Below are 24,762 nucleotides of genomic sequence, written 5' to 3'. Positions count from 1 at the left end.
ATTGCCTCGCTATGGCGCATGCGAGGCAAATGCGGGTGTCTGCGAGTGATCCATGAACTGACGCGCCATTGTCAGATCGCGAACAAACGCCCGTCGTTCTGATGCCGCGTGCTCCCGATCTGGCAATCGCAGCAGATAGGATGGATGCACTGTCAGAAGAACATGGGTCTGCGGATCAACGGGAAGAATGCGTCCGCGATTTTCAGACAGTTTGACACTCTTGCCCAGCAGGCTTCGCGCCGCCGTTGCGCCAAGTCCGACAATGAGTTTCGGCGCTATCAGTCTCCGTTCTTCGTTCAGCCACCACCGGCAATGATCGATCTCTTTAATATTCGGTGTCTTATGCAGACGCCGCTTTCCCCGCGGCTCGAATTTGAAATGTTTGACGGCATTCGTGACATAGGACGTCTTCCGATCAATTCCCGCTTCGGTCAGCACACTATCGAGCAGGCGGCCGGCAGGTCCGATAAAGGGACGCCCGGCAATATCTTCCTCGTCGCCAGGCTGTTCGCCCACCAGCATCAGACGGGCATTGTGCGGTCCCTGCCCGCAAACCGTCTGCGATGCCTGCTCGCACAAGCCGCATCGCGTACAGGCGCGCGCCTGCGTGTTCAGCTCCTCCAGAGTCTGCGCAGGAGTTGCTGCAATGGTCGCAGGCTGATGCGTCCATTTCTCGACCCGCGCATTCACTTCTGATCCGCCACGATCGATCATCGCGCGTTGCTGGTCCTCAGCCCTTTGAATAAGTGACGGGATAAGGCTGGCTTCTGGCAAATTGCGCCAATATTTGACCGGCATCTCGCTTTTCATGGCACTGATCTTCAGGCGAGCGGGATTGAAGATAGAGCTGTAATACTGCCGCCAGCCCTCCTCCATGTCATCGACATCCGGCACGTCCGCCTGGGTGCCGCCAGGGCCAAATGTCAGCTCCGCCCCGTTCCATTGCGCCCGATCTTCCGGCGTGACGATCAGCCAGTTCATGGCGGCGAAGCGCCGCTGAAAAAAGGGGGCTGCAAGTCTGGTGATCCTGTGCTCCGGTTCAAACCAGGCAGCGAAACACTCCCGCCCCTCGTCTGTTTCGCCCGCCTTCCGAAACCGCACAAAGGCATGCATTTTGTGAACGTCTCGGCGAATGGCTTTCTCCGCGGCCATCAACCAACAGATCAGTGGATCGGAAGTGTTGTTCAGGAATTGCGGCTGCTCCTGCAGGCGGTAAAGGATCTCGTACAGACGGGCAAAACGGCTGGGGTCACGGTGGGCCACCACCCGTTCAGCAAGCGTCAGAAACCGCCGGGATGCCGTCACCGGACGATCGTCAGATGACGCGCGATTTCTCCCCCTCGGCTCAACGCCGAAGAGATCAGCCACCATCCCCGGCGTCCGCCACTCAATCTCAGACGGCCGAATACCCTTCGCACAAAGTCGGCGCGCGTGATTCCGCCAGCCGGCAAAATCTGTTTCCGCGTCCAATGAAACAATCATGCGGCAAACAGGGAAAGCTGGTCCGGCGCCGGGCTGAACCGCGCGCGCAGATTATCAAGATCGACCAAGGCCCCTGGTGACCAGCCCCGCGCAATGATGAACGGCCGCACTTTGGTCAGTGAGACCCGCATCCGCGCCAGATCCTCAAGCCCTAATGCCGAAAATCGCCGGGCGCTGATGATCTTTTTGACCGTCGTCGGTCCCAGCCCCGGCACCCGCAGCAGCTGTTCACGCGTCGCGCGGTTGATATCCATCGGAAACCAGTCGCGATGGCGCAGTGACCAGGCCAGCTTTGGATCCACATCAAGGTCAAACATACCGCCGGTCGTGGCCGATAAGACATCGCTTGTCTCAAATCCGTAAAACCGGACCATCCAGTCCGCCTGGTAAAGCCGGTGCTCCCGCATCAAAGGCGGTTTTTGCGGCGGCAGGTCCGATGATGCATCGGGAATTGGGCTGTAAGCGGAATAATAGACCCGGCGCAGACCATAACCGGAATAGAGTGTGTTGGCCGTCGACAGGATATCTTGATCTTTGGCCCCATCTGCGCCGACAATCATCTGAGTTGACTGTCCGCCAGGTGCAAATTTTGGCGCAGCTGCCTTCTTGATCAGCCGGGATTTCTGGGCCTCTTTCCTGTCATCAATTCGATATTTGACGTCAGCCATGGCTTTTCGAATGGTCTGCCCCGATTTTTCCGGCGCGAACGTCTTCAGTCCCTGATCGGAAGGCAATTCAATATTGACCGAGAGCCGGTCCGCGTACTGACCTGCCAGAGCGATCAGTTCCGGGTCCGCCTCAGCAATCGTCTTCAGATGGATATAGCCGGCAAAATGATGATCCTCGCGCAGAATACGCGCCACTTCGACCATCTGCTCCATGGTGTAGTTGGCAGACTGAATGATACCCGAGGACAGAAAAAGTCCCTCAATATAATTCCGCTTGTAAAAGTCGAGCGTCAGCGCCGCCAGTTCTTCAGGCTTGAAACGCGCCCGCTCCACATTTGAGGAAGACCGGTTGACGCAATAGCGGCAGTCAAAAATACAGAAATTGGTCAGCAGCACCTTCAAAAGCGAAATACACCGGCCGTCCGGTGCATAGGAGTGACAGATCCCCATTCCCTCGGTGGAGCCAATTCCTTTGCTATTTTTTGAATCGCGCTTGCTCGTGCCTGAGGATGCACAGGATGCGTCGTATTTTGCCGCATCGGCCAGAATTGTGAGTTTATCGATCGTACTGCGCGCCATGCGTCCTCCTGGAAGGAGAACAATAGCAGAACATACAGCGCGTTCAATCCCTAACCTTTGGGCAGGCCGCCGGTTTTCATGAAGTTTGCGCCATCCATCAACGCCTGCTGGGCGTCGGGCAGGATATCGGGCCAGTGCTCGAACATGTGAAACAACTGGCCGTATTCGCGATAGCTCACGTCCCCACCCTGTCGCTGGATTTTGTCGCGCAGGAGCCGTGCATCGTCGTGCAGCACTTCGCCGCGGGTACAGGCCAGGAAGATGGGCGGGAATAGCCCATCATGCAGTCGCGGCGATAATTCGGGTGACTGGGGGTCCCAATTATTCTGAAATGCCAAGCCGGCCAGTGCGGCATCTGATGCATCGTCGTTCATTATATCCTGAGCGCTGTTCGTCTGGCGCAAACCATTGGCGCCGGTGCGGTCCGTGTTCGGAGAGAACAGAACAAGCCGTTCGATCCTGTCCGGCATCTTTGCGGCAACGTTCAAAGTCAAATGACCGCCCGCGCTATCTCCGATAAGGATGACTGGCCCGCTGCAAGCCTGTACGACGTTACAGGCATCTTGGAGCATGGCAGGCCATGGATGTTCTGGTGCGAGTCGGTAGTCGGGCAGAAAGATGCGGCATTCAGCCAAGGCTGCCATTCGTTGAGCAACTGCCGCGTGGGTGCGGGCGCTGCCAAAAACATAGCCCCCGCCATGCAGCCACAATGCCAGCGTCCGCCCCTGCCCCACATAGAGGCCGGAGACGCCGCCAAGCGTCCCCGGTTCTGCCATTGCAGGGCACGGCGGCATGATCCGCTCGAACGCCTTTCGACGCTCCTCGACCGACCCTGTCATAGGGATCGAAGATATATGATGGCGCAGTTCTGCTTCAGTCGTTGGCAGACGATCAGACATTGATCGAACCGACCGATCCTCCGTCTACCCGCCAGTTGGCCCCCGTCACAAAGGACGCGAGCTCAGAACACAACATAGCAACCACGGGAGCCACCTCTTCGGGGCGGCCACGGCGTTCCAGCACCAGATAGGGCCGCTCTTCTTTCAGAAAACTCTCGACAGCTTCCTCGACCGAGACACCCAATTCTTCTGAACGCTTCTCCATCATGCCGTCCGTCATATCTGTCTTGATGAAGGCGGGCGCGACACAATTGACCAAGAGACCGCTCTTCGAGTGAGCCATGGACACGGATTTGGCAAAACTCAGTGCCGCGCTTTTGGCCACGTTATACACGGTCTCGTCGGCATAGGGCTGAGCCACATTTTCCGAGGTCACGAAGACCATCCGTCCCCAACCCCTTTCGATCATTTTCGGCCCAAGCTCGCGAGACAGGCGAACCCCTGACATGAAATCGGTGTCCCAGGCCTCATCCCAAGCGTCGTCATCCATGTCGAGAGGATCACCCTTGCCACCCGTCACACCGGCGGCATGGACAAAAATATCAAAGTCCCTGCCCGTTTCATCAAGCAGCGCCTTCACCTTCTGTGTGGTCGACAGATCAGCAGCGACCCCTTCGCACGAGAGCTCCTCTGTTGCCTGTCGGACGGCGTCCTCTTTGAGATCCGTGATCGTCAGGTTGACGCCTTCGCTTTTCAATACTTTGCATACGGCCATGCCGATGCCGCCACTCGCGCCAGTGACAAGAGCGCGGCGGCCGTTAATTTTCAGATCCATGAGAAACTTCCCTTTTGTGTCACCGTCTGAACCGGCAGCGCAGAGAGAAGTTCCTGCTGCGACAATCAGTCGGCGCGCGCAGGCGTATTGAAGGGAACTCGGACACTCACGCGGCCGTTACCTTATCGTATCGCTTGAGCGCGAGCTTTATCCGAGGGACCTATGCATAAGATATTGAACGGCCAGACAGCTGTCGTCACGGGTGGCAGCTCCGGCATCGGTGCCGCCTGCGCTGTTGGTCTTGCCCGCGAAGGTGCCAACGTCGTCCTGACCTATCATTCTCATGAAGAAGACGGTGAAAAAGTTGCCGACGAATGCCGCAGCGAAGGGGTCCAAGCCCTTTCCGTCCACACGGATGTGACAAAAAAGGACGACATTGAGGATCTGATTAAAACGGCGTGCGCTGAGTTCGGCCATCTCGATATCATGATTGCGAATGCGGGCGTACAGGTCGATGCGAGTCTGCTCGACATGTCGCTTGAAGATTGGGAAACGGCGATCAAGGTGGACCTGACCGGTCAGTTCCTGTGCGCCCAGGCCGCGGCACGTCAGTTCATCGCCCAAGGTTTTGACAAGTCTGTTTCCAAAGCGGCGGGCAAGATCATTCATATCAGCTCCGTACACGATGAAATACCCTGGGCCGGCCACGCAAACTATGCCGCCGCCAAGGGGGGCCTTAAAGAATTCATGCGCACGGCAGCGCAGGAATGGGCTGTCCACCGTATTCGCGTGAATGCGGTTTCGCCTGGCGCAATCAAAACCGACATCAATCGAGACGTGTGGTCAGACGAAGAAAAGAAGCGCGATTTGCTCAAGCTCATCCCCTATGGCCGGTTGGGCGAGCCTGAGGACGTGGCAAGCGTCGTGGCTTGGCTGGCCTCTGATCAGGCCGACTACATTACCGGCAACACGATATATGTCGACGGCGGCATGATGTTGTATCCCGGATTCCGGGACAACGGCTGATGGAGGCTCTCTCGTCCAGCTGTCAGCCCAGCGATATCACCATCGGCGATCACGGCATCATCGGCAATCTCGAAACGGTCGCCCTCGTCGCCCTCGACGGGGCGATCGACTTTTTCTGCTTTCCGCGGTTTGATTCACCGTCGCTCTTCGCCCGCCTCGTCGGCGGTGACGATGCCGGACAATTCAAAATTGCGCCGACTGCGACGGACATGGTGTGTCGCCAGATGTATCTACCGGATACAAATGTTTTGATGACACGGTTTCAGTCTGACAATGGCATCCTTGAAATCATGGATTTCATGCTGCCGACGCTGGAAGACGAGCCACCGGAAATCGTCCGTATTGTGAAAGCCATCCACGGCGACATCAATGTTGAGATGACCTGTCGGACAGCCTTCGACTATGGTCGCTCCAAATGCGAGATATCCCTTTCCGCTGGCGGCCACCAGGCGCACATTCAAGACAAGGGCAGCGATACCAGCACCCGATTGCTGTCCACGGTCGAATTGTCATGTCAGGATCACGAGGTCCATGCGCGCTTTGATCTGAAGCAGCAGGATATTGCGGTATTTCGCTATGTTTGCGGCAATGCGGCATTCAGCGATGAGGATGTGGATCCGGACCGTATAGAGCGCGACGCCCTCACATCGCTCGATAAGGTGATTGCATTCTGGCGCGACTGGATCAGTCAGTCGACCTATGCGGGCCATTGGCCAGCTGAGGTCAAGCGCTCTGCCCTCGTGCTTAAACTTCTGTTTTCGAGGCAATACGGATCAATCGTCGCGGCCCCTACCTTTTCACTGCCTGAAGCGATTGGCGGGGAACGGAATTGGGATTATCGGTTCTGCTGGATCCGAGATTCCGCGTTCACGATCTACGCCATGATGAAGCTTGGGTTCAGCCAGGAGGTCATCGACTATCTTTCCTGGGTGTCGGCTCGCTTCAAAGACAACGACAGCGGTAATCCGCTCCACCTGATGTACAGGGTCGATGGCAGCAACGATATCACCGAGACGATCCTTGACCATATGCCCGGATATAAGGACTCAACGCCCGTGCGTATCGGCAACGCCGCAGTCGACCAGTTACAGCTCGACATTCACGGCGAGCTCATTGATTCCATTTATCTTGCGCATAAATTCAGCACACCAACATCCCATGATGGATGGCTCAATATCTCTCGTACGATCGAGTATGTCATCAGCAACTGGGACAAGCCCGACGAAGGCATCTGGGAGATGCGTGGCGGAAAGAAACACTTCCTCCATTCACGTCTGATGTGCTGGGTCGCAATCGACCGGGGTATCCGGCTGGCCGAAAAAGCGTCGTATCCTGCGCCTCTCAATGACTGGCGAAAGGTGCGTGACCGGATTTATAATGACATTCACGACAATTTTTTTGACGAAGATCTGAACAGCTTTGTTCAGCATCGTGGATCGAAGGTGGTGGACGCTGCCCTCATGCTTATGCCCATGGTGAAGTTCATCTCTCCCGTCGACGAACGCTGGCTGGGTACACTTGAAAAAATCCAGAAGGATCTCGCGACCGATACTTTCGTGAGACGCTATCTGCTTGGCGAGAATGATATCGAAGGCTTGGACGGATCTGAGGAAGGAAGCTTCACCATGTGCAGCTTCTGGCTCGTCGAGGTTCTGGCCCGCTCCGGCCAGGTTGATGAAGCCCGTCTCATGTTCGAGAAGCTGCTCGGCTACGCCAATCATGTTGGTCTGTTTGCTGAGCAGCTGAGCGTTCGCGGCGATCAGCAGGGCAATTTCCCGCAGGCCTTCACCCACCTCGCGCTTATCTCGGCTGCTGTGGCGATAGATCGGGCCATCGACAATGGTGGGCAACCGTTCTGATCGCTGCGTGTGCGGTGTACGGGACGGAACGAATGCGCGCGGAGCGGCGTTAGGGTTAAGCCTTCTCATTCTAAGAAATGGACGCCCCTCATGCCGGAAAAGACCCCCTCGACCGACCTTCATCTCGATGAAGGCGGCGCCCCTCGCCAGTCAACGAAGTTGGGGCACAAGCCCATGACCACCCAGCAGGGCGTGCCCATTTCAGATGACCAGAACCATCTGAAAGGCGGGCAACGCGGTCCCATGTTGGCAGAGGATTTCGTCTTCCGTGAAAAGATGTTTCACTTTGACCACGAGCGAATTCCTGAGCGCGTCGTTCACGCAAGAGGCTATGGCGCACACGGCTATTTCGAGACCCTCGACACGCTCGAGGATGTGACGGCGGCGGATATTTTCCAGCGCAAGGGCGAGAAAACGCCGGTTTTCACCCGTTTCTCTACGGTAGCCGGCAACAAAGGTTCACCTGACCTGGCGCGCGACGTTCGCGGCTTTGCCGTGAAGTTCTATACGAAAGAAGGCAATTGGGATCTGGTCGGAAACAATATCCCTGTCTTTTTCATTCAGGACGCGATGAAATTTCCCGACCTCATCCACTCGGCCAAGGCGGAACCGGACCGCGGTTTTCCGCAGGCGCAAACTGCCCATGATAATTTCTGGGATTTCATCAGCCTGTCGCCGGAAGCGATGCATATGGTCATGTGGACCATGTCCGACCGTGCGATTCCGCGGTCGCTGCGATTCATGGAAGGCTTTGGTGTCCACACGTTCCGCTTCGTCAACGAGGACGGCAAATCGACATTCGTGAAGTTCCATTGGAAGCCCAAGCTCGGCATGCAGTCTGTGGCGTGGAACGAGGCAGTGAAAATCAACGGTGCGGACCCGGACTATCACCGCCGCGACATGTGGGATGCCATTCAGATGGGCGACTACCCGGAATGGGAACTCGGCGTCCAACTATTCGATCAGGATTTCGCCGACAGTTTTGATTTCGACGTCCTTGACGCGACCAAACTTATTCCCGAAGAACAGATTCCGGTGCGTATTGTCGGTCGAATGGTGCTTGATCGTGTCGTCGACAATTTCTTCGCAGAAACGGAGCAGGTTGCGTTCTGTACACAGAATGTTGTTCGCGGTATCGACTTCACCAATGATCCGCTTCTCCAGGGCCGTAATTTCTCCTATCTCGATACGCAGCTCAAGCGTCTGGGTGGGCCAAACTTCACCCACATCCCCGTCAATCGCCCCCAGTGCCCCATGCGGCATTTCCAGCAGGACGGTCATATGGCCATGACCAATCCGTCCGGCCGGGCCAATTACGAACCCAATAGCTGGGGGCCCGAGGAAGGAGGCCCGCGTGAAGACCACGAAAAGGGCTACAAATCCTACATCGAGCCGATGGAAGGCAAAAAACAGCGGGTACGCCCGGAATCATTCGCTGACCATTATAGTCAGGCCCGGCAGTTTTATATCAGCCAGACGGCCATTGAGCAGAAGCACATTGCCGATGCTTTGACGTTCGAGCTGAGCAAGGTGAAGACCATCGCCATTCGCGAACGGCTCGTCAGTCATTTGATCAATATCGACGAGAAGCTGGCGAAGAAGGTGGCGGACCGTCTCGGCATGAAGAGCCTCCCAGAGGCCGCGAAACCTGCGGCCACGCCAAGGACTGATTTGCCAGCCTCAGATGCTCTCAGTATCCTAAAGAATGCACCGGGTACGTTCAAAGGCCGAAAGTTAGGCGTCTATCTGACGGACGGTGCTGATGCTGATCTGCTGGCAGCGCTGAAGTCCGAAGCCAAAGAAGCTGGCGCCCAGATCGAACTGATCAGCCCCGAAGTCGGCGGCGTCGAATTGAGCGACGGTAGTACGATGGAAGCCGATCAGAAGATCGATGGGGGTCCCTCCGTTCTTTACGATGCCGTCGTCGTTCTGATGTCTGACGAAGGCGTAAAAAAGGTGCGTAACGACGCGCCAAGCCGCGATTTCGTTGCGGATGCCTTCGCCAACTGCAAGTTCATCGGCTACACTGACGCTGCCCTGCCCCTGCTCGAAAAGGCCGGAATCGCGGACGCTCTTGATAAGGGCTGCACGGCACTGACAGGTAGCGATGATGTGTCTGCATTCTTCAAAGGGCTTGGCGCCCTGCGATATTGGGATCGCGAGATGAACGTCGATCTGGATGCATAGACGGTCTGGGGCGCGCTGTAGAGCGCGTCCCTATTTGTATCGGGGAAACGGCATGTACCAGCCACGCTGAATGGCCAGTATACGAACCGTCAGGGCAATGATGACGCCAATCAGCGCGCGTTCCTCAAATCCCAGAAGGCCGTCTGCCACGACAAAGGCTCCTGCTCCCAGCAGTGCCGGTGTGATATAGAGATCTTTCTGGAAGAGGATCGGCGTATCATTGCACATCACATCGCGAATGACCCCGCCGAAACTTGCGCTCATCGCCCCGAACATGATTGCGATCAGGGGGTGTGCCCCCGCCGTCAGAGCGGTACTTGCGCCGAGCACGGTGAATAGCGAGAGGCCGGCAGCGTCCGCATAAAGCAGCCACTGCAATCGACGACCTGATAGCGGCCGGTTCAGAAAGCTGACCGCGAGACCGCAGACCAGACAGATCACAATATCTCTGGGGTTCGTCACCCAGCCGACAGGCGTTTGGCCCAGCAAAAGATCGCGCAGCGTACCGCCCCCAATACCGGTGACGATCGCTACGAACCAGATGCCGACAATGTCCATCTGCTTGCGCAAGCCAAGCAAGGCGCCGGAGATTGCAAAGACGGCGATGCCGACACTGGAGAGTATCAAAAGGACCGGGGTGATGGCGCAACTCCGTTACTCCACGCGTCGAGTGGCGTAGAACCGAGCCGCTTCGTTGAAAAAACAGAACCTGATTGTCAACCAAATCTCTCGACGATCGAGGATCTCCAGGCGCGGCTACAGCCAACTGCGAAAGTTGGTAACCATTTGAGTAACGCCGAAGGCGAGCAGGAATGTCGTGGCCAAGAATACGATCACAGGGCCGGCAAACATATTCAGAATAAAACCGCTGACGAGCACGGCAATGATTGTGACGAGAGGCGTCAGGAGTACCGTGCGGGCAAGAAACGATAGTGGTCCTTCACGCTCTATATCGCTGCCATGACGTACAGACAGGATCCACCGCATCCACAGCATCCATCCCACGCCAACAGTCGCACGGTCACCGCTCTGCAAGGCGTGATGCAACGCGTCGTCGATATTCGCCGATGTGATTGTCGTCCCTAATTTGCGATCACCGATTGTCACTCTGTGACGCCGGTTGAAGGTCTCAAAGCCCTGCGAGTCCGTTATCCCCGATCCGAGGACCGATACCGGCCCTTGAAGCTTCGCCCGGTGAGGCTGCGCCGCAAAAACACCAAGGCCCAAACCGATGAGGATGGCAGCCCATTGCAGTGGCCTGAATTGCACATCTGACGTTGCCGCTGTCGCTACGGGCATATGTTCGGGAACTGAGTAATTGCCGTATAGCTTCTCCTTGAATTCCTTTTCAAAGGCGCGGGACTTCTTTTTATCTCTCCACTGATAATCAATCAGCAAATTCTCATACCGTTGACAGTCGGCGTTGCTGCCACAGCCAAGCTTGGGCCAGCCCTGCGATGCCCGTATCCGGTGTTCAGCTGTATATTTGTAATTGTCAAAGGCTGCGCGCTCCGGCGGCGTGAAATCGGATTTTCGATCCCTCGCGGTAAGCAGGATAGTGTCGGACACAATGCTGAACGCAGCGGCCTGCCGTGCAGCAGCGTCGATTGGGTCCTCACCACCCAGAGGAAACGCGGCTTCGAGTTCCTCCGGGGTCGGTAGCGTCTTCAGATAGTTGGGATTTTGAGCATCAGCCGAGCCGACCGACAGCGCAAACACGAATAGTACCAACAATAGGCGTGCAATCACTGCGCTCTCCCACGCAATTCGTTCGGGAGTACGATCTTTGACCTATGCTTCTCTGTCAATACTCCTCTTCACACCAACTATTTATTTTCGGCGCGAAAATCCCTTGGGCTTTTATTCCCACTCAATCGTGCCTGGCGGCTTGGACGTGATGTCATAGGTCACGCGATTGATGCCTTTGACTTCATTGATGATGCGCGTGGCGGTCTCACCCAGAAATTCATGAGAGAACGGGTAGTAGTCCGCCGTCATTCCATCGACAGATGTCACAGCGCGCAAGGCGCACGCATAATCGTAGGTCCGATAATCGCCCATGACACCCACAGTGCGAACCGGCAGGATGGCAACAAAGGCCTGCCAGATTTCGTCATAGAGATTATGCTTGCGGATCTGGTCGATATAGACGGCATCCGCCTGCTGAAGAATGGCAAGCTTTTCTCGTGTGATCTCGCCGGGACAGCGAATGGCAAGACCCGGTCCGGGGAACGGGTGACGGCCAATGAAACGGTCAGGCAGACCCAGCTCACGGCCCAGCGCCCTCACCTCGTCTTTGAAGAGTTCACGCAGGGGCTCGACCAGTTTCAGACCCATCTTCTCTGGCAATCCGCCCACATTGTGGTGTGACTTGATCGTCACCGATGGACCACCCGAGAACGAAACAGATTCGATAACGTCAGGGTACAGCGTACCTTGAGCCAGAAATTCCGCCCCGCCCACTTCGTTGGCATGTTTCTGGAACACGTCAATGAACAGACGGCCAATCGTCTTGCGCTTGACCTCTGGGTCGGTGACGCCCTCGAGCTCACCAAGGAAGAGGTCGCTTTCATCAGCGTGGATCAGCGGAATATTGTAATTGTCGCGGAACATGGCCACGACCTCTTCGGCTTCGTTCAGGCGCAATAGTCCGTGATCGACAAAGACGCAGGTTAGCTGGTCGCCAATGGCCTCGTGGATCAGGACGGCCGCCACAGATGAATCGACGCCGCCGGACAGGCCGCAAATGACCTTCTTGTCGCCCACTTGCTCGCGGATCAGACGAATGGCTTCATCTTTATAGGCGGCCATCGTCCAGTCGCGTGCGAACCCTGCGATGCGCAGGAAATTCTCGTATAGTCTAGCCCCTTTTGGCGTGTGGTGGACCTCAGGATGGAATTGGACAGCATAGAACTGTCGATCCAGATCGGCCGTGACGGCAAAGGGGGCGTTGGGCGATGTTCCGTAGACAGAAAAACCCGGGGCGAGCTTCGACACGTGATCGCCATGGCTCATCCACACCTGTTCGCGGTCGCCATCATCAAACCAGCCATCGAGCAAATCGACAACTTCATCACGAGGCGTGACATAGGCGCGTCCAAACTCGGCCGTACCATGCCCGCGTTCCACCGTACCGCCAAGGCAGTGCATCATGACCTGCTGACCGTAGCAGATGCCGAGAACGGGAACGCCATAGTCGAACAGCGATGCAGGCGGCATCGGCGCGCCCTCGTCAAACACCGAGGCAGGGCCGCCGGACAGGACCACGGCTTTAGGATCAAAATCCTTCAGGAATTCGTCGGTCACATTCTGGAACGGATGGATCTCGCTGTAGACGTTCAGCTCGCGCAACCGTCGCGCAATCAGCTGGGTCACCTGACTACCAAAGTCGATGACGAGAACACGTTCGTGGTGGCGGGCGGTTTCAGCGATGTCGGTCATGGGGCGCTATATCCTCGTCCGCATGACCTCGCAATCAATCTATTTCAGGACGCCCAGACGCTTTTGACGATGGGCGTACCAAGCCAGGAACACTGCAACGAGACAGATGACGCCCGACATGGCGAGGCCCGTTGCGCCATAATAACCAAGACCGCCCGCCGACACGTCTTGGATCAGGCCGATGACAATCGCGACGGGACCGACGACGAACAGCGGTGCGGCCCACGCTTTCCGCAGAAGCATCAGAACGGATGCCAGCACGGCGCTCCACACGCCGAGCGCCCATAGTGCTGTACGCCATCCCGGAAAGGCCTGCATCCAGGCGATCATTTCCTGATCATAGTCAGCGAGATACGCCTCGTTGTTGGATTGGGTCATGTAGTAGTCATAGCCCCCGAACCCGTTCCATAGCAGCGCCAGAATACCGACAGTCCAGAACGCCCAAGATGGCTTTTTCATGATGTCTTCCCCCTCGTGGCAAGACAGTATGATCGACGGGCAAGATCCAACAATCAAAAAAGTCAGCCAAGAACGCATGAAAAAGGGGAGAAGCTGGGCTTCTCCCCTCTGATCACATCTTGGTTTCGAATGAGACCCTAGAGATCGAGCAGCAGACGCTGTGGATCTTCGAGGTTTTCTTTCACACGGACGAGGAAGGTGACCGCGCCCTTGCCGTCGACAATGCGGTGATCATAGCTCATCGCCAGATACATCATCGGACGAATGACAATCTGGTCGTCAACGACGACGGCGCGCTTCTCGATACGGTGCATCCCCAGAATACCGGACTGCGGCATGTTCAGGATCGGCGTCGACATCATGGAGCCGTAAATACCACCATTGGTGATGGTGAAGGTACCGCCCTGCATCTCTTCCATGGTCAGAGAGCCGGTACGGCCCCGCTTACCGAAATCGGCAATGGATTTCTCGATCTCAGCCAGCGACATTTGATCGGCGTCGCGCAGGACAGGAACCACAAGACCTTTTTCCGTACCGACCGCAATGCCGATATCGTAGTGGTTCTTGTAGATGATGTCCGTCCCGTCGATCTCTGCATTAACGTCGGGAATTTCTTTGAGAGCGTGGCAGACCGCCTTCACGAAGAACGACATGAAACCCAGTTTGACGTCATGCTTCTTCTGGAAAAGGTCCTTGTACTGATTGCGCAGGTCCATCACCGCCGTCATGTCCACGTCGTTGAACGTGGTCAGCATGGCGGCCGTATCCTGCGATTCCTTCAGGCGCCGAGCAATTGTCTGGCGAAGGCGAGACATCTTCACGCGCTCTTCACGCGGACCAAGATCACGAGGCGCAGACGGTGACGGCGATGGCTTGGCCTTCGACGATTCAAGTGCAGCAAGGGCATCACCTTTGGTGATACGACCATCCTTGCCCGTGCCTGAGATGCCCGATGTGTTGAGATTGTTTTCTTCAACAACGCGGCGAGGAGCTGGCGACAAAGGCGCAGCACTTGTGGTCGATTTGGGCTCGGCCGTCGGTTTGCTTTCGGTCGGCTTTGGCGCGCCCGCGCCCTTGGCGATGATCGCGAGGACCGTACCGGGTGTCACGGTCTCACCCGCCTCAATGCGGATTTCAGCAATCGTACCGGAGACCGGAGCGGACACGTCCACGGCGGCCTTGTCAGTTTCCAGGGACACGATGGCGTCGTCGACATTCACGCTGTCGCCGACTTTGACCATCCATTCGCCGACATCAGCTTCGGTGACGCTTTCGCCTGACGACGGCGCGACAACCTCGACCTGCTCGCCGGCGCTATCGCCAGCTGCGGGCGTGCTGCTGGCTTTGGCAGGCGCCGGGGCATCCGCCTTGCCGTTGCTCTTCTCTTTGCTGCTGCCGGTGGCACCGTCTTCGATCTCGGCCAGCACGGCGTCGAGTTCGACCGTATCGCCCTCTTTGGCCGTGATCTTTTTCAGAACACCGGCCGCTGTGGCGGACACATTGACGGAAACCTTGTCCGTTTCGAGCTCGACCAGAGGCTCATCCACCGCAACGGTGTCGCCTTCTTTCTTTAGCCACTGTCCGACAGTGGCCTCGGTCACGCTTTCACCGAGGGTAGGAACGCGAATTTCAGTCATGGGGGCTTAACTCTCCGTGCTCAGCGCTTCATCGAGGAAGGCTTCAAGTTCGTGACGATGTTGTTCAGCATGCCCCGTGGCGGTTGCGGCGGATGCAGGCCGCCCAACGTAACGTGGGCGTGTATGTTTGGCGTCGATCTGGTTCAGCGTCCATTCGAGATAGGGCTCGATGAATGTCCAGCCGCCCATATTGCGCGGTTCTTCCTGGCACCAGATCATCTCCGCCTCGTCGAACCGCTTCAATTCTTTCATCAGCGATTTCAGCGGGAACGGGTAGAATTGTTCGACGCGCATCAGATAGACATCCGAGATGCCACGCTTTTCGCGCTCTTCCAGCAGGTCATAATAGACCTTGCCCGAGCACATGATGACCCGGCGAACCATGTTGTCCGGGACCAGCTCAACCGTGCTGCCAGGACGATACTCGGCATCATCCCACAGCACACGGTGGAAGCTTGAGCCCGGACCCATCTCTTCAAGGGTCGAGACGGCGCGCTTGTGACGCAGCAGTGATTTTGGCGTCATCAGGACCAGCGGCTTGCGGAAGTCGCGTTTCATCTGACGACGGAGAATGTGGAAATAGTTCGCAGGCGTCGTGCAGTTCGCCACCTGAATATTGTCCTGTGCGCAACTCTGCAGATACCGCTCAAGACGCGCTGAGGAATGCTCAGGCCCTTGGCCCTCATAGCCGTGCGGCAACAGAAGGACGAGACCCGACATCCGCAGCCATTTGCGTTCGGCCGATGATATGAACTGATCGAAAATGACCTGTGCGCCGTTGGCAAAGTCGCCGAACTGCGCTTCCCACAGGGTCAGCGTCGTCGGGTCAGCCAACGAATAGCCATACTCAAATCCCATCACGGCGAACTCGGACAGGTTGGAGTCGATGACTTCAAACTGTGCCTGGTCGTCCGACAGGTGACGGAGCGGCGTATAGCGCTTCTCCGTGGCCTGATCGACAAACTGGGCATGCCGCTGGCTGAACGTGCCGCGCACGGAATCCTGGCCTGAAAGGCGGACGCGATAGCCCTCCATCAGGAGCGATCCATAGGCGAGCGCTTCACCGGTCGCCCAGTCAATATTCTCACCCGTGGAGATCATTTCGGCCTTGGCCTTGAGGATCCGCTCCAAGGTCCGGTGGATCTTGAACGAGCTTGGCGCGTGGGTCAGGCGTTTGCCAATCGTCTTCAGCTTCTCGATTTCGACCGCGGTATCGCCGCGACGTTCATCGTCCTGTGGAGGTTTGAAGCCGGACCATTTCCCGTCGAGCCAGTCGGCTTTCTGGGGCTCGTAATCACGACCTTTGGCAAATTCTTCGTCGAGGAACGAGCGGAATTTCTCCATCTCGTTGTCGACCCATTCCTGCGTGACCAGACCCTCAGCAATCAGACGTTCCGCATACAGCGCACGCGTCGTCTTGTGATTAGCAATCTGGCGGTACATGAGCGGCTGAGTGAAAGACGGTTCATCACCTTCATTGTGACCATAGCGGCGATAGCACCACATATCGATGACCACGTCATGGCCGAAGGTCATGCGGAATTCCGCCGCCACCTTCGCGGCGTAGACGACCGCTTCAGGGTCGTCACCATTCACGTGGAAGATCGGCGCTTCCACCATCTTCGCCACATCCGACGGATAAGGTGAGCTGCGCGAGAATTTCGGGCTGGTCGTGAAGCCGATCTGGTTGTTCACGATAAAGTGGATCGTCCCGCCGGTGCGATAGCCGCGCAGGCCCGTGAAACCGAAGCATTCCGCGATTAGGCCCTGCCCCGCGAACGCCGCATCGCCATGCAACAACAATGGCAGAACTTGGGTACGGGGCACCTCGACCTTGTCGGATGGGTTCATGTCCTGCTTTGCGCGACATTTGCCGAGCACGACCGGATCCACCGCTTCCAGGTGAGACGGGTTCGCCGCCAGCGACAGGTGAACCTCATTGCCGTCAAACGACCGGTCGGAGGAGGCACCAAGGTGGTATTTTACATCGCCTGAGCCACCGACGTCGGATGGGATCGCCGCCCCGCCCTGAAACTCGTGGAAGATCTGGTGATAGGGTTTGCCCATCACGGCTGCGAGGACATTCAGGCGGCCACGGTGCGGCATGCCGACGATGATTTCATCGACGCCGAGTGCGCCGCCGCGTTTGATAATCTGCTCAAGGGCCGGCACCATTGCCTCGCCCCCATCAAGACCAAACCGCTTCGTGCCCGTATATTTGACCTGCAGGAAGTTTTCGAAGCCTTCGGCCTCGATCAGTTTCAGGAGGATCGCCCGCTGGCCATCGTCCGTGAACTTGATTTCCTTATCCATCCCCTCGATCCGACGCTGGATCCAGTCCTTCTGCGTCGGGTCGGTGATGTGCATGAATTCAACGGCAAAGGTCCCGCAATAGGTCCGACGCAGAATTTCAAGAATGGTTTTAAGGTTAGCGGTTTCAAGACCGAGGACATGATCGATGAAGATCTCGCGCTCGTAATCGCCTTCGTTGAAGCCGTAAAACGCCGGGTCGAGCTCAGGGTGAATGGCCGCTGCGCGAATGTCGAGCGGATCGAGATCGGCGATCATGTGGCCGCGAATACGGTAAGCCCGAATCAGCATCAGCGCACGGATCGAATCCCGTACGGCCGAGGCGACATCAACTGGCGACAGCTCGGGCGAGCGTGCAGCGACCTTTTCCTCGAACACCCCGTCCAGAGCGCTCCAGTCTCCGTCCATTGCGGCGGTGAGTTCGTCGCTGGGTTGAGGTGGCCAGTCGGGCCGCGCCCAGCTGGGGCCGCTCGCATTCATGGATGCGAGGTCGTCATCGCCAAGCTCTTTGAAAAAGGCCCGCAATTCGGGTTCAACCGATTGCGGGTTCTCAACATAGGCCTTGTACTGCTTCAGCAGATATTGCTGATTGCCCCCCGATAGAAACGAGGTGGCCGCGAGTACGTCGCGTTTGGAAAACGAATCGCCTTGCGAACCGTCATGGGGCATGGACTTTTGTCCTCGAACGATGCCGGGTCAAATCCCGGCCCTGGGGTTGTCATATCGGCTTGACCGCCCTCGTTTACTATACCCGTCGGCAGGTCGTTCAAGCATTCTCCATTAGCCTTCGGCCATTAACCTTTCAGAAGGCTTACCAACGTCGTGCCAAGCGCCGCTGGCGTTGGCGAAACGGCGATACCGGCGCTGTTCATGGCCGCAATTTTTGCCTCGGCGGTATCGGCACCGCCTGAAACGATGGCACCCGCATGGCCCATGCGACGGCCCGGGGGCGCTGTAACGCCTGCGATGAAGCCAACGGTTGGTTTCTTGACCTTGTTCTCTTTCAGGAACTGCGCGGCATCCGCTTCTGCAGAGCCGCCGATCTCACCAATCATGATGATGGATTCCGTTTCCGGATCGGCAAGGAACATTTCCAGGACATCGATAAAGTCAGTGCCCTTCACGGGGTCGCCGCCGATGCCGACGCACGTCGTCTGGCCAAGGCCAGCAGCGGTCGTTTGATGGACGGCTTCATACGTCAGCGTGCCGGAGCGCGACACAATGCCCACTGAACCCCGACGGTGAATGTGACCTGGCATGATGCCGATCTTGCATTCGTCTGGCGTGATGACGCCGGGACAGTTGGGGCCGATCAGGCGGGAATTTGATTTCTCAAGGCGCGCTTTTACCTGCACCATGTCCAGAACCGGAATGCCTTCGGTGATGGCGATGATCAGCGGCACTTCGGCGTCGATGGCTTCGAGGATCGATGCTGCGGCGAATTTCGGCGGCACGTAGATGACAGACGCGTTTGCCCCGGTTGCGTCCACTGCATCAGCCACTGAGCTGTACACCGGCAGGGTCGCCCCTGGTGCGGCTTCACCGGCTTCCCAAGTCTGACCGCCCTTACCCGGCACAACACCACCGACCATCTTGGTACCATAGGCAATGGCCTGTTCAGTGTGGAACGTCCCGGTTTTGCCGGTCAGACCCTGACAGATGACCTTGGTGTTTTTATCGATCAGAATGGACATGCTCGGCCTACCTTCGAACGTCTAAGAATCCGGCACCCCATAGGCTTGTGCGCGCACCCCTGCAACCGCTGGCCCGACCCATCATCACCTTTTTCCCAAGTTTGTGCTGCAGCACTGCTGAGCGGTCGAGCAGCAAGGGGCAATTGCATGAAATCCGGGCCGGAGCATTTTCTATCTTGAACGCGCAATAAGTACCCAGTGCGCTTTTCTTTTTGCATATGGACGCTAGTTGGTGTCAGATCGCGTCACAAAAGCTTAACAATTCGTTGCGGGAGGTGGCCACATGGCGTTTTACGACATCCAGCAGCTGCCATTTCCATTGCAGCAGTCGTCGGTGAATGACGTTCGCAAGGTGCTCGCGGGGTATGCGCGGTATGCGGCGTCGCGACCTGTCCTTCAGCTCGCCCTTGTCAGCTTTCTGGCCGTTGACCTGGTTTTCATCGCGCTCAATGCAGGGATGTGGACGAAGACCATTCCCTATATCCACGCGATCAACATGAATTACGACGGCACCTGGCCGGAACGGTGGGAGGGAGCGAAACTGCTCGCAACAGCCGCGCTTTTGGTCCTCGTGACTGTCCGGCAGCGGCGATTATTGCCGGCTGTTCTGGCCTTAGGTCTCGCCTATGTGACGCTCGACAATCTGTTTCACCTTCATGAGTCTGTCGGCCGACGGCTGATCTCGGAACAGTTCTGGGGGGAATTGATCGTCTTCGGGCTTCTCGGCGCCGGGTTCCTGGGGGCCATGGCCTACAGTATTCTACAGGGCGACAAAGCCTGCCGTCATCTGGCGATTCTCTTCATTGGCATTGTCGGTCTGTTCGCCGTGTTCGCTGTCGGGGTCGATCTCATTCACAGCTTCGCGCAGCAAGATGCATCGAACCCGTTCGAACTGCCGTTGCGTCTCATTGAAGAAGGCGGTGAAATGATGGCCCTGTCCTTCGCGCCCGTCGGCGTATTCATGCTGTGTGACCGGCTAGGTCTTTTTCAGATGCGGCATGCCGCTGAGACGCCCGGCGCCGAGCGCAGGTAAAGCGACCACCCACTCGTATGGAATGGTAAATAATTGTGGAGGAACTTTGAAACCTTCTCAGAAGTTAACCGTACCTTCTCTGTGTGTATCACAACCTGAGAGGAAACATACGTGCCCATATCAAAGAAAAATCTGACCACCCTTGGCGCTGCAACCATTGCCCTTGGCGGCTTGGCCATTGGTGGATCTGCGCAAGCGGCCCACCTCATCACCTATAATTATACGCTCTCGGAATTGAATGATTCTGGCGTCAGCGGCGGCGGTACCCTTGTCTATAACAAGAATACCAATGAGCTGACCGTCAATCTGATGGCAATGGGCCTGGCTGAACAGCGCCACATCATGCACATCCACGGCGCTCTTGATGCTGACGGTAATCCGGTCGAGTCGATTGAACCGGATGCCTCCTTTGACGCTGACGGCGACGGCTACATTGAAGTGCTCGAGGCTGTCGGTGCCTATGGCGATGTCATGCGGTCACTGACGATGGGTCCGTCCGACCTCGGCGCGACGGAAGATCAGTACATGTTTGCGGCCGATGGCGTTCTCAATTACAGCGTGACATTCGATCTGGATACGGATCCTCTCTTCTCGCCCGTGACGGGAACGACCTATTCCCTCGCGCAATTCCTGCCTCTGGCAATGCGTGAAATCGTGATCCACGGCGGTATTGTCCCTGCGGGTGCCGGTGCCGGTACGGATGGCGAAGTAAATGGTACAGGCGGCTACGTTTCGATCCTGCCCGTCGCGGTCGCAGCGCTTGATCCAGTGCCGATCCCAGCCGCTGCACTCCTGTTCGCGACAGCCGGTCTCGGCGGCGTCGGTGTTCGTATGCGCAAGAAAAAACAACAGTCTGCATAAGACTGATTGTCATGAAGGAGGACGCCCCGCTGAGCGGGGCGTTTTTCGTTGTGTACTGTACATCGCGTGCTCCGGAACGACTTGGCGCCCTGATCGTTCGTTTTCTATCGTATAATTCAGAAACCCGTGCGAGGCGCCATGAACACCGATCACAAAGATCTCTATAAAAATCTTTCAAGAGCAGGCTTTGCCGCGCGCGGGGTGACGTACGGCCTGATCGGCGGCCTTGCGTTCATGGCGGCAGTCGGTTCTGGCGGCGGCACAACCGGCTCAAAAGGCGCCCTGCAGACCCTTAGCGAGAACACATTCGGACAGATTGTTCTCGCCCTCGTTGCACTTGGCCTGTTCGGCTATGCTCTATGGCGCCTTGTATCTGCCGCACTGGATCTGGAAAATTTTTGTTCTGACAAGGAAGGCATTGCGCATCGTCTGGCCCATGCTGGTAGCGGCGTCTTCCACATTGCGCTGGGCATCTATGCCTTCAGTCTGCTGATGGGTGATGCCGGTTCAAGTGGTGGCCCCGACAAATATGTTGCCGACCTGATGAGCGCGCCCTTTGGCCGTATTCTTGTTGGTATTGCCGGTATCATCGCCTTCGTTGCGGCCGGCGCGCAGTGCAAGAAAGCGCTGAACGAGGAATATAAGAGCCACACGCGGATCCCCGATCAGAATGGGTGGATCAATCCCACGATCAAAACCGGTCTGATTTCTCGCGGCGTCGTGTTTGCGATTATCGGCGGCTTCCTGATCTTTGCGGCAGCGACCGCGAGCCCTGATAATGCCCGAGGCATCGGCGGGGCACTGGATTGGCTGGCAGCCCAACCCTATGGCAGCTACCTGCTCGCCTTTATCTCCCTCGGTCTGATCGCCTTCGCCGTCTTCAGCTTCATTCAGGCACGGTACCGGATGATCCCCGATCCCCAGTAAGATCGATCCAAGAAAAAAGGCGCCTCCGAAAGGAAGCGCCTTTTCGAGTACTCGGTGGGTTTGGACTTAGCCCTGGACGGCCGCCACGATCTTCTGAGCCGCGTCATCAAGGTCGTTGGCCGCAATCACGTCGAGATCGCTCTCATTGATGATCTGCTTGCCCAAATCCACATTGGTGCCTTCCAGACGGACCACCAGCGGCACGGACAGGCCGGTCTCTTTCACGGCCGCAAGAACGCCTTCGGCAATGACGTCGCAGCGCATGATGCCGCCGAAGATGTTCACGAGAATGCCCTCAACGCCCGGGTCGGAGGTGATGATCTTGAAAGCCTCTGTCACGCGCTCTTTGGTTGCGCCGCCACCCACATCCAGGAAGTTTGCTGGCTCGGCGCCGTAGTGCTTGATGATGTCCATGGTCGACATCGCAAGCCCTGCACCATTGACCATACAGCCAATATTGCCATCAAGCTTCACGTAGGACAGCTCGTGCTCAGCCGCGCGGCGTTCTGATGGATCTTCTTCCGTTTCGTCCCGCAGCGATTCGAGTTCTGGGTGCCGGTATTCGGCATTCGCATCGAAGCTCATCTTGGCATCGAGAACACGGAGGCGGCCATTGGTCATGACGATCAACGGGTTGATCTCCAGCATGTCCATGTCTTTCTCGACAAAGGCTTTGTAGAGAATGGGCATCAGCGCCATGCCATCCGCCTTGGCGTCGCCCTCGAGCTTGAGTGCATCGCAGATTTTCGCAGCGTCAGCATCGGTCAGGCCGCCGAGCGGATCGATCGGAACAGTCACGATCTTGTCGGGCGTCGATTCTGCGACTTCCTCGATATCCATCCCGCCTTCTGTCGACGCGATAAATGCCACCTTGGCAGAGGCACGATCGACCAGCACCGACAGGTACAGCTCGCGGTCGATGTCGGCACCGTCTTCGATGTAGATGCGGTTGACGACTTTCCCCTCTGGGCCAGTCTGTTTGGTGACGAGCGTGTGCCCGAGCATGGCCTTGACCTGCGCCGCCGCATCCTCAGGGGATTTAGACAGGCGCACACCGCCCTTTTCGCCAGCCGCTGGCTCCTTGAACTTGCCCTTGCCGCGGCCACCGGCGTGAATCTGGGCTTTGACCACGTAGAGCGGACCTGGAAGGCTTTCAGCCGCGGCCTTTGCCTCCGCAGCGTCGAGGACGGCGACGCCCTCGGCGACGGGTGCGCCAAATTCCTTCAACAGCTGTTTGGCCTGATATTCATGGATGTTCATGGGGCTAGTCCTCAAAATCGCGGCGGAATCATTTTGCCGCCCTTAGACCAAGTTTGGCCGTCAGGGGCAATCCATCTGATGTGTTCATTTCATCGTCCGACCGGAACATCCCACTCGCCCAGCGATTAGTTCTGTATCCAGTGCAATTTTACCGGCACTGGGAAGGAAAAGCCCCATGTCCACATATCTCCCCCAGAATGACCAGCCGCACAGCGCGTCTGAGCCCATGGTCTTCACAATCTACAGGAATAATCTCGACATGATGTCCCGGCTGATGGCCAGCTCGTGTCAGGTGTCACTCAACCTTTTGCAGGCGTACCAGCATCAGATGATGCAGATGACCCGTGGTCTTCGCAGCCTGCCCACAGCGTTTCCGCCGGGCGACAAGACCGCCTATGCGGAAACACCAAGCGATGACGATATGTCGGGCGCGCCGGTCGTGCCAAAGGTGCCCACGGATATCGATCAGCACGAGAGGGACGTAAACCACGTCAACCAACAGCGGAAAACGGGCGGCGCCGCCCGTAAGCGCGAGACCGCCTAGGCCGTCAACAGCGCCTCTGCATTGGCGGCGGGTACCGTCTGACGGATCCAGCCGCCACCGAGCACGCGGTCACCTTGTGACGCATAGAATACGCAAGCCTGCCCCGGTGCGACACCCTCCTGCGGGTCGGTCAGGCGAACGCGGACTTTGCCGCCTGACTGCCAAACCGTCGCCGGTTCTGGCGGCCGCGTTGACCGGACTTTGACGCGCACGGATTGAGGCGTGTCCGCCAATGCGTCAGGTCCGAGCCAATTGGTTTCCGACAGGACGATGTCCTCTATCAACAGCGCTTCGCGTGGTCCGACGATGACATTGTGATTGTCAGCATCCAGACGAATGACGAATAGCGGGTCCCCGCCCCCGATGCCGAGACCGCGCCGCTGCCCCACGGTATAATGGATTACCCCCTGATGACGGCCCAGAACGGTGCCGTCGATGTGGACGATGTTGCCAGGCATGGACGCGCCAGGGCGCAGCCGTTCGACGACGCTGGCATATTTGCCCTCCGGGACGAAACAGATATCCTGGCTGTCCGGCTTGTCCGCCACGATGAGGCCTAGCTCGGTTGCCATCTGCCGCGTCGTCTCCTTCGGCAGGTGACCGAGCGGAAAGCGCAAAAACGATAGCTGTTCAGGCGTGGTCGCGAACAGGAAATAGCTCTGATCTTTGCCCGCATCATAGGCACGGCGAAGGGCAAGCCCCTCATCATCGTCCGTACGACGAATATAGTGGCCTGTCGCCATGGCCTGTGCGCCAAGGTCGCGAGATGTTTCGAGCAGATCGCGGAACTTCACCCGCTGGTTACAGCGCACGCATGGAATAGGTGTTGCGCCCGCCAGATAGGTATCGGCAAAATCTTCCATGACCGCATCGCCGAACCGATCTTCGTAATCGAGAACGTAATGCGGGATGCCCAGCGCGTCACAGACCTGACGCGCATCGTGGATGTCCTGCCCGGCGCAGCACGCGCCTTTTTTCTGGATCGCCACACCGTGATCATAGAGCTGCAGCGTGATGCCGATCGCCTCGTAACCGGCCCGGTGGACGAGCGCTGCCGTCACCGACGAATCAACCCCGCCGGACATGGCCACGACCACGCGCGCACCCTTGGGCAGGCCCAGATCAAGCTCAGCGGCAATTTTATCGGTGATGGGTGTGGTGCTCATCCGCCGCATATAGCG

20 protein-coding genes are annotated in these 24,762 nt (G+C 57.4%); 7 read left to right on the top strand and 13 right to left on the bottom strand.

Features of this window, described 5'->3' with window-relative positions; translation table 11 throughout:
- Window positions 1-9: 9 nt before the first annotated feature.
- Genes RUI03_RS06715 through RUI03_RS06700 form a run of 4 tightly spaced genes read right to left on the bottom strand, consistent with a single transcriptional unit; the run spans window position 10 to window position 4,403 of the window.
- Complete coding sequence (locus tag RUI03_RS06715; protein ID WP_317289517.1) at window positions 10-1,482, bottom strand: UdgX family uracil-DNA binding protein; 1,473 nt, start codon at window positions 1,480-1,482, stop codon at window positions 10-12.
- Window positions 1,479-2,729, bottom strand: a complete 1,251-nt coding sequence (locus RUI03_RS06710; protein WP_317289516.1) for a putative DNA modification/repair radical SAM protein — start codon at window positions 2,727-2,729, stop codon at window positions 1,479-1,481. The genes RUI03_RS06715 and RUI03_RS06710 overlap by 4 nt, the downstream gene beginning before the upstream one ends.
- A gap of 50 nt (window positions 2,730-2,779) precedes the next feature.
- Window positions 2,780-3,628, bottom strand: a complete 849-nt coding sequence (locus RUI03_RS06705) for an alpha/beta hydrolase (protein ID WP_317289515.1) — start codon at window positions 3,626-3,628, stop codon at window positions 2,780-2,782.
- A complete protein-coding gene (locus tag RUI03_RS06700) occupies window positions 3,621-4,403 on the bottom strand; it encodes an SDR family NAD(P)-dependent oxidoreductase (protein ID WP_317289514.1) in 783 nt (260 codons plus the stop codon). Before RUI03_RS06700 ends, RUI03_RS06705 begins: the two co-directional genes overlap by 8 nt.
- Window positions 4,404-4,565: 162 nt before the next feature.
- Here RUI03_RS06700 and RUI03_RS06695 point away from each other — a divergent pair, with 162 nt between their 5' ends.
- From RUI03_RS06695 to RUI03_RS06685, 3 genes are all read left to right on the top strand, one after another.
- Window positions 4,566-5,369: an SDR family oxidoreductase gene (locus RUI03_RS06695; RefSeq protein WP_317289513.1), complete on the top strand. Its 804-nt coding sequence runs from the start codon at window positions 4,566-4,568 to the stop codon at window positions 5,367-5,369.
- Window positions 5,369-7,228 (top strand): glycoside hydrolase family 15 protein, encoded by a 1,860-nt coding sequence (locus tag RUI03_RS06690; RefSeq protein ID WP_317289512.1) that lies wholly within the window; start codon window positions 5,369-5,371, stop codon window positions 7,226-7,228. The genes RUI03_RS06695 and RUI03_RS06690 overlap by 1 nt, the downstream gene beginning before the upstream one ends.
- Window positions 7,229-7,318: 90 nt before the next feature.
- Entirely contained in the window at window positions 7,319-9,415 is a 2,097-nt protein-coding gene (locus RUI03_RS06685) for a catalase (RefSeq protein WP_317289511.1), read from the top strand.
- A gap of 30 nt (window positions 9,416-9,445) precedes the next feature.
- Here RUI03_RS06685 and RUI03_RS06680 read toward each other — a convergent pair whose 3' ends face one another.
- The 7 genes from RUI03_RS06680 to sucD all read right to left on the bottom strand — a co-directional run bounded on the left by RUI03_RS06680 (window position 9,446) and on the right by sucD (window position 18,956).
- The gene (locus RUI03_RS06680; protein ID WP_317289510.1) at window positions 9,446-10,042 is read right to left on the bottom strand and encodes a trimeric intracellular cation channel family protein; all 597 of its coding nucleotides are present in this window, start codon (window positions 10,040-10,042) and stop codon (window positions 9,446-9,448) included.
- A gap of 129 nt (window positions 10,043-10,171) precedes the next feature.
- Window positions 10,172-11,164 carry a hypothetical protein gene (locus RUI03_RS06675; RefSeq protein WP_317289509.1) on the bottom strand — a complete coding sequence of 331 codons (993 nt, stop codon included), beginning with the start codon at window positions 11,162-11,164 and terminating at the stop codon, window positions 10,172-10,174.
- A 111-nt stretch (window positions 11,165-11,275) separates the two neighbouring features.
- The gene (gene guaA, locus RUI03_RS06670) at window positions 11,276-12,856 is read right to left on the bottom strand and encodes a glutamine-hydrolyzing GMP synthase (RefSeq protein ID WP_317289508.1); all 1,581 of its coding nucleotides are present in this window, start codon (window positions 12,854-12,856) and stop codon (window positions 11,276-11,278) included.
- 39 nt (window positions 12,857-12,895) lie between these two features.
- Window positions 12,896-13,315 carry a hypothetical protein gene (locus tag RUI03_RS06665; protein ID WP_317289507.1) on the bottom strand — a complete coding sequence of 140 codons (420 nt, stop codon included), beginning with the start codon at window positions 13,313-13,315 and terminating at the stop codon, window positions 12,896-12,898.
- A gap of 137 nt (window positions 13,316-13,452) precedes the next feature.
- Window positions 13,453-14,952 (bottom strand): 2-oxoglutarate dehydrogenase complex dihydrolipoyllysine-residue succinyltransferase, encoded by a 1,500-nt coding sequence (odhB, locus tag RUI03_RS06660; protein ID WP_317289506.1) that lies wholly within the window; start codon window positions 14,950-14,952, stop codon window positions 13,453-13,455.
- A 6-nt stretch (window positions 14,953-14,958) separates the two neighbouring features.
- Entirely contained in the window at window positions 14,959-17,931 is a 2,973-nt protein-coding gene (locus RUI03_RS06655; protein ID WP_317289505.1) for a 2-oxoglutarate dehydrogenase E1 component, read from the bottom strand.
- Window positions 17,932-18,056: 125 nt separating this feature from the next.
- Window positions 18,057-18,956: a succinate--CoA ligase subunit alpha gene (gene sucD, locus RUI03_RS06650; RefSeq protein WP_317289504.1), complete on the bottom strand. Its 900-nt coding sequence runs from the start codon at window positions 18,954-18,956 to the stop codon at window positions 18,057-18,059.
- 283 nt (window positions 18,957-19,239) lie between these two features.
- On the opposite strand from sucD, the gene RUI03_RS06645 reads away from it, so the two are divergent.
- The 3 genes from RUI03_RS06645 (at window position 19,240) to RUI03_RS06635 (ending at window position 21,777) form a co-directional block, all read left to right on the top strand.
- Window positions 19,240-19,989, top strand: a complete 750-nt coding sequence (locus RUI03_RS06645) for a hypothetical protein (RefSeq protein ID WP_317289503.1) — start codon at window positions 19,240-19,242, stop codon at window positions 19,987-19,989.
- Between the two features lie 111 nt (window positions 19,990-20,100).
- A complete protein-coding gene (locus RUI03_RS06640; protein ID WP_317289502.1) occupies window positions 20,101-20,850 on the top strand; it encodes a hypothetical protein in 750 nt (249 codons plus the stop codon).
- A 138-nt stretch (window positions 20,851-20,988) separates the two neighbouring features.
- A complete protein-coding gene (locus RUI03_RS06635) occupies window positions 20,989-21,777 on the top strand; it encodes a DUF1206 domain-containing protein (protein WP_317289501.1) in 789 nt (262 codons plus the stop codon).
- 66 nt (window positions 21,778-21,843) lie between these two features.
- On the opposite strand, the gene sucC is transcribed toward RUI03_RS06635, so the two are convergent.
- Complete coding sequence (gene sucC / locus RUI03_RS06630) at window positions 21,844-23,037, bottom strand: ADP-forming succinate--CoA ligase subunit beta (protein WP_317289500.1); 1,194 nt, start codon at window positions 23,035-23,037, stop codon at window positions 21,844-21,846.
- Between the two features lie 175 nt (window positions 23,038-23,212).
- Here sucC and RUI03_RS06625 point away from each other — a divergent pair, with 175 nt between their 5' ends.
- A complete protein-coding gene (locus RUI03_RS06625) occupies window positions 23,213-23,581 on the top strand; it encodes a hypothetical protein (protein ID WP_317289499.1) in 369 nt (122 codons plus the stop codon).
- Here RUI03_RS06625 and mnmA read toward each other — a convergent pair.
- The gene (mnmA, locus tag RUI03_RS06620; RefSeq protein ID WP_317289498.1) at window positions 23,578-24,747 is read right to left on the bottom strand and encodes a tRNA 2-thiouridine(34) synthase MnmA; all 1,170 of its coding nucleotides are present in this window, start codon (window positions 24,745-24,747) and stop codon (window positions 23,578-23,580) included. The two genes, RUI03_RS06625 and mnmA, sit on opposite strands and share 4 nt — an antisense overlap.
- Between the last annotated feature and the right edge of the window lie 15 nt (window positions 24,748-24,762).

The organism is Parvularcula sp. LCG005 (assembly GCF_032930845.1).
Classification (GTDB): domain Bacteria; phylum Pseudomonadota; class Alphaproteobacteria; order Caulobacterales; family Parvularculaceae; genus Parvularcula.
This window is presented reverse-complemented; position numbering and strand designations above follow the sequence as displayed.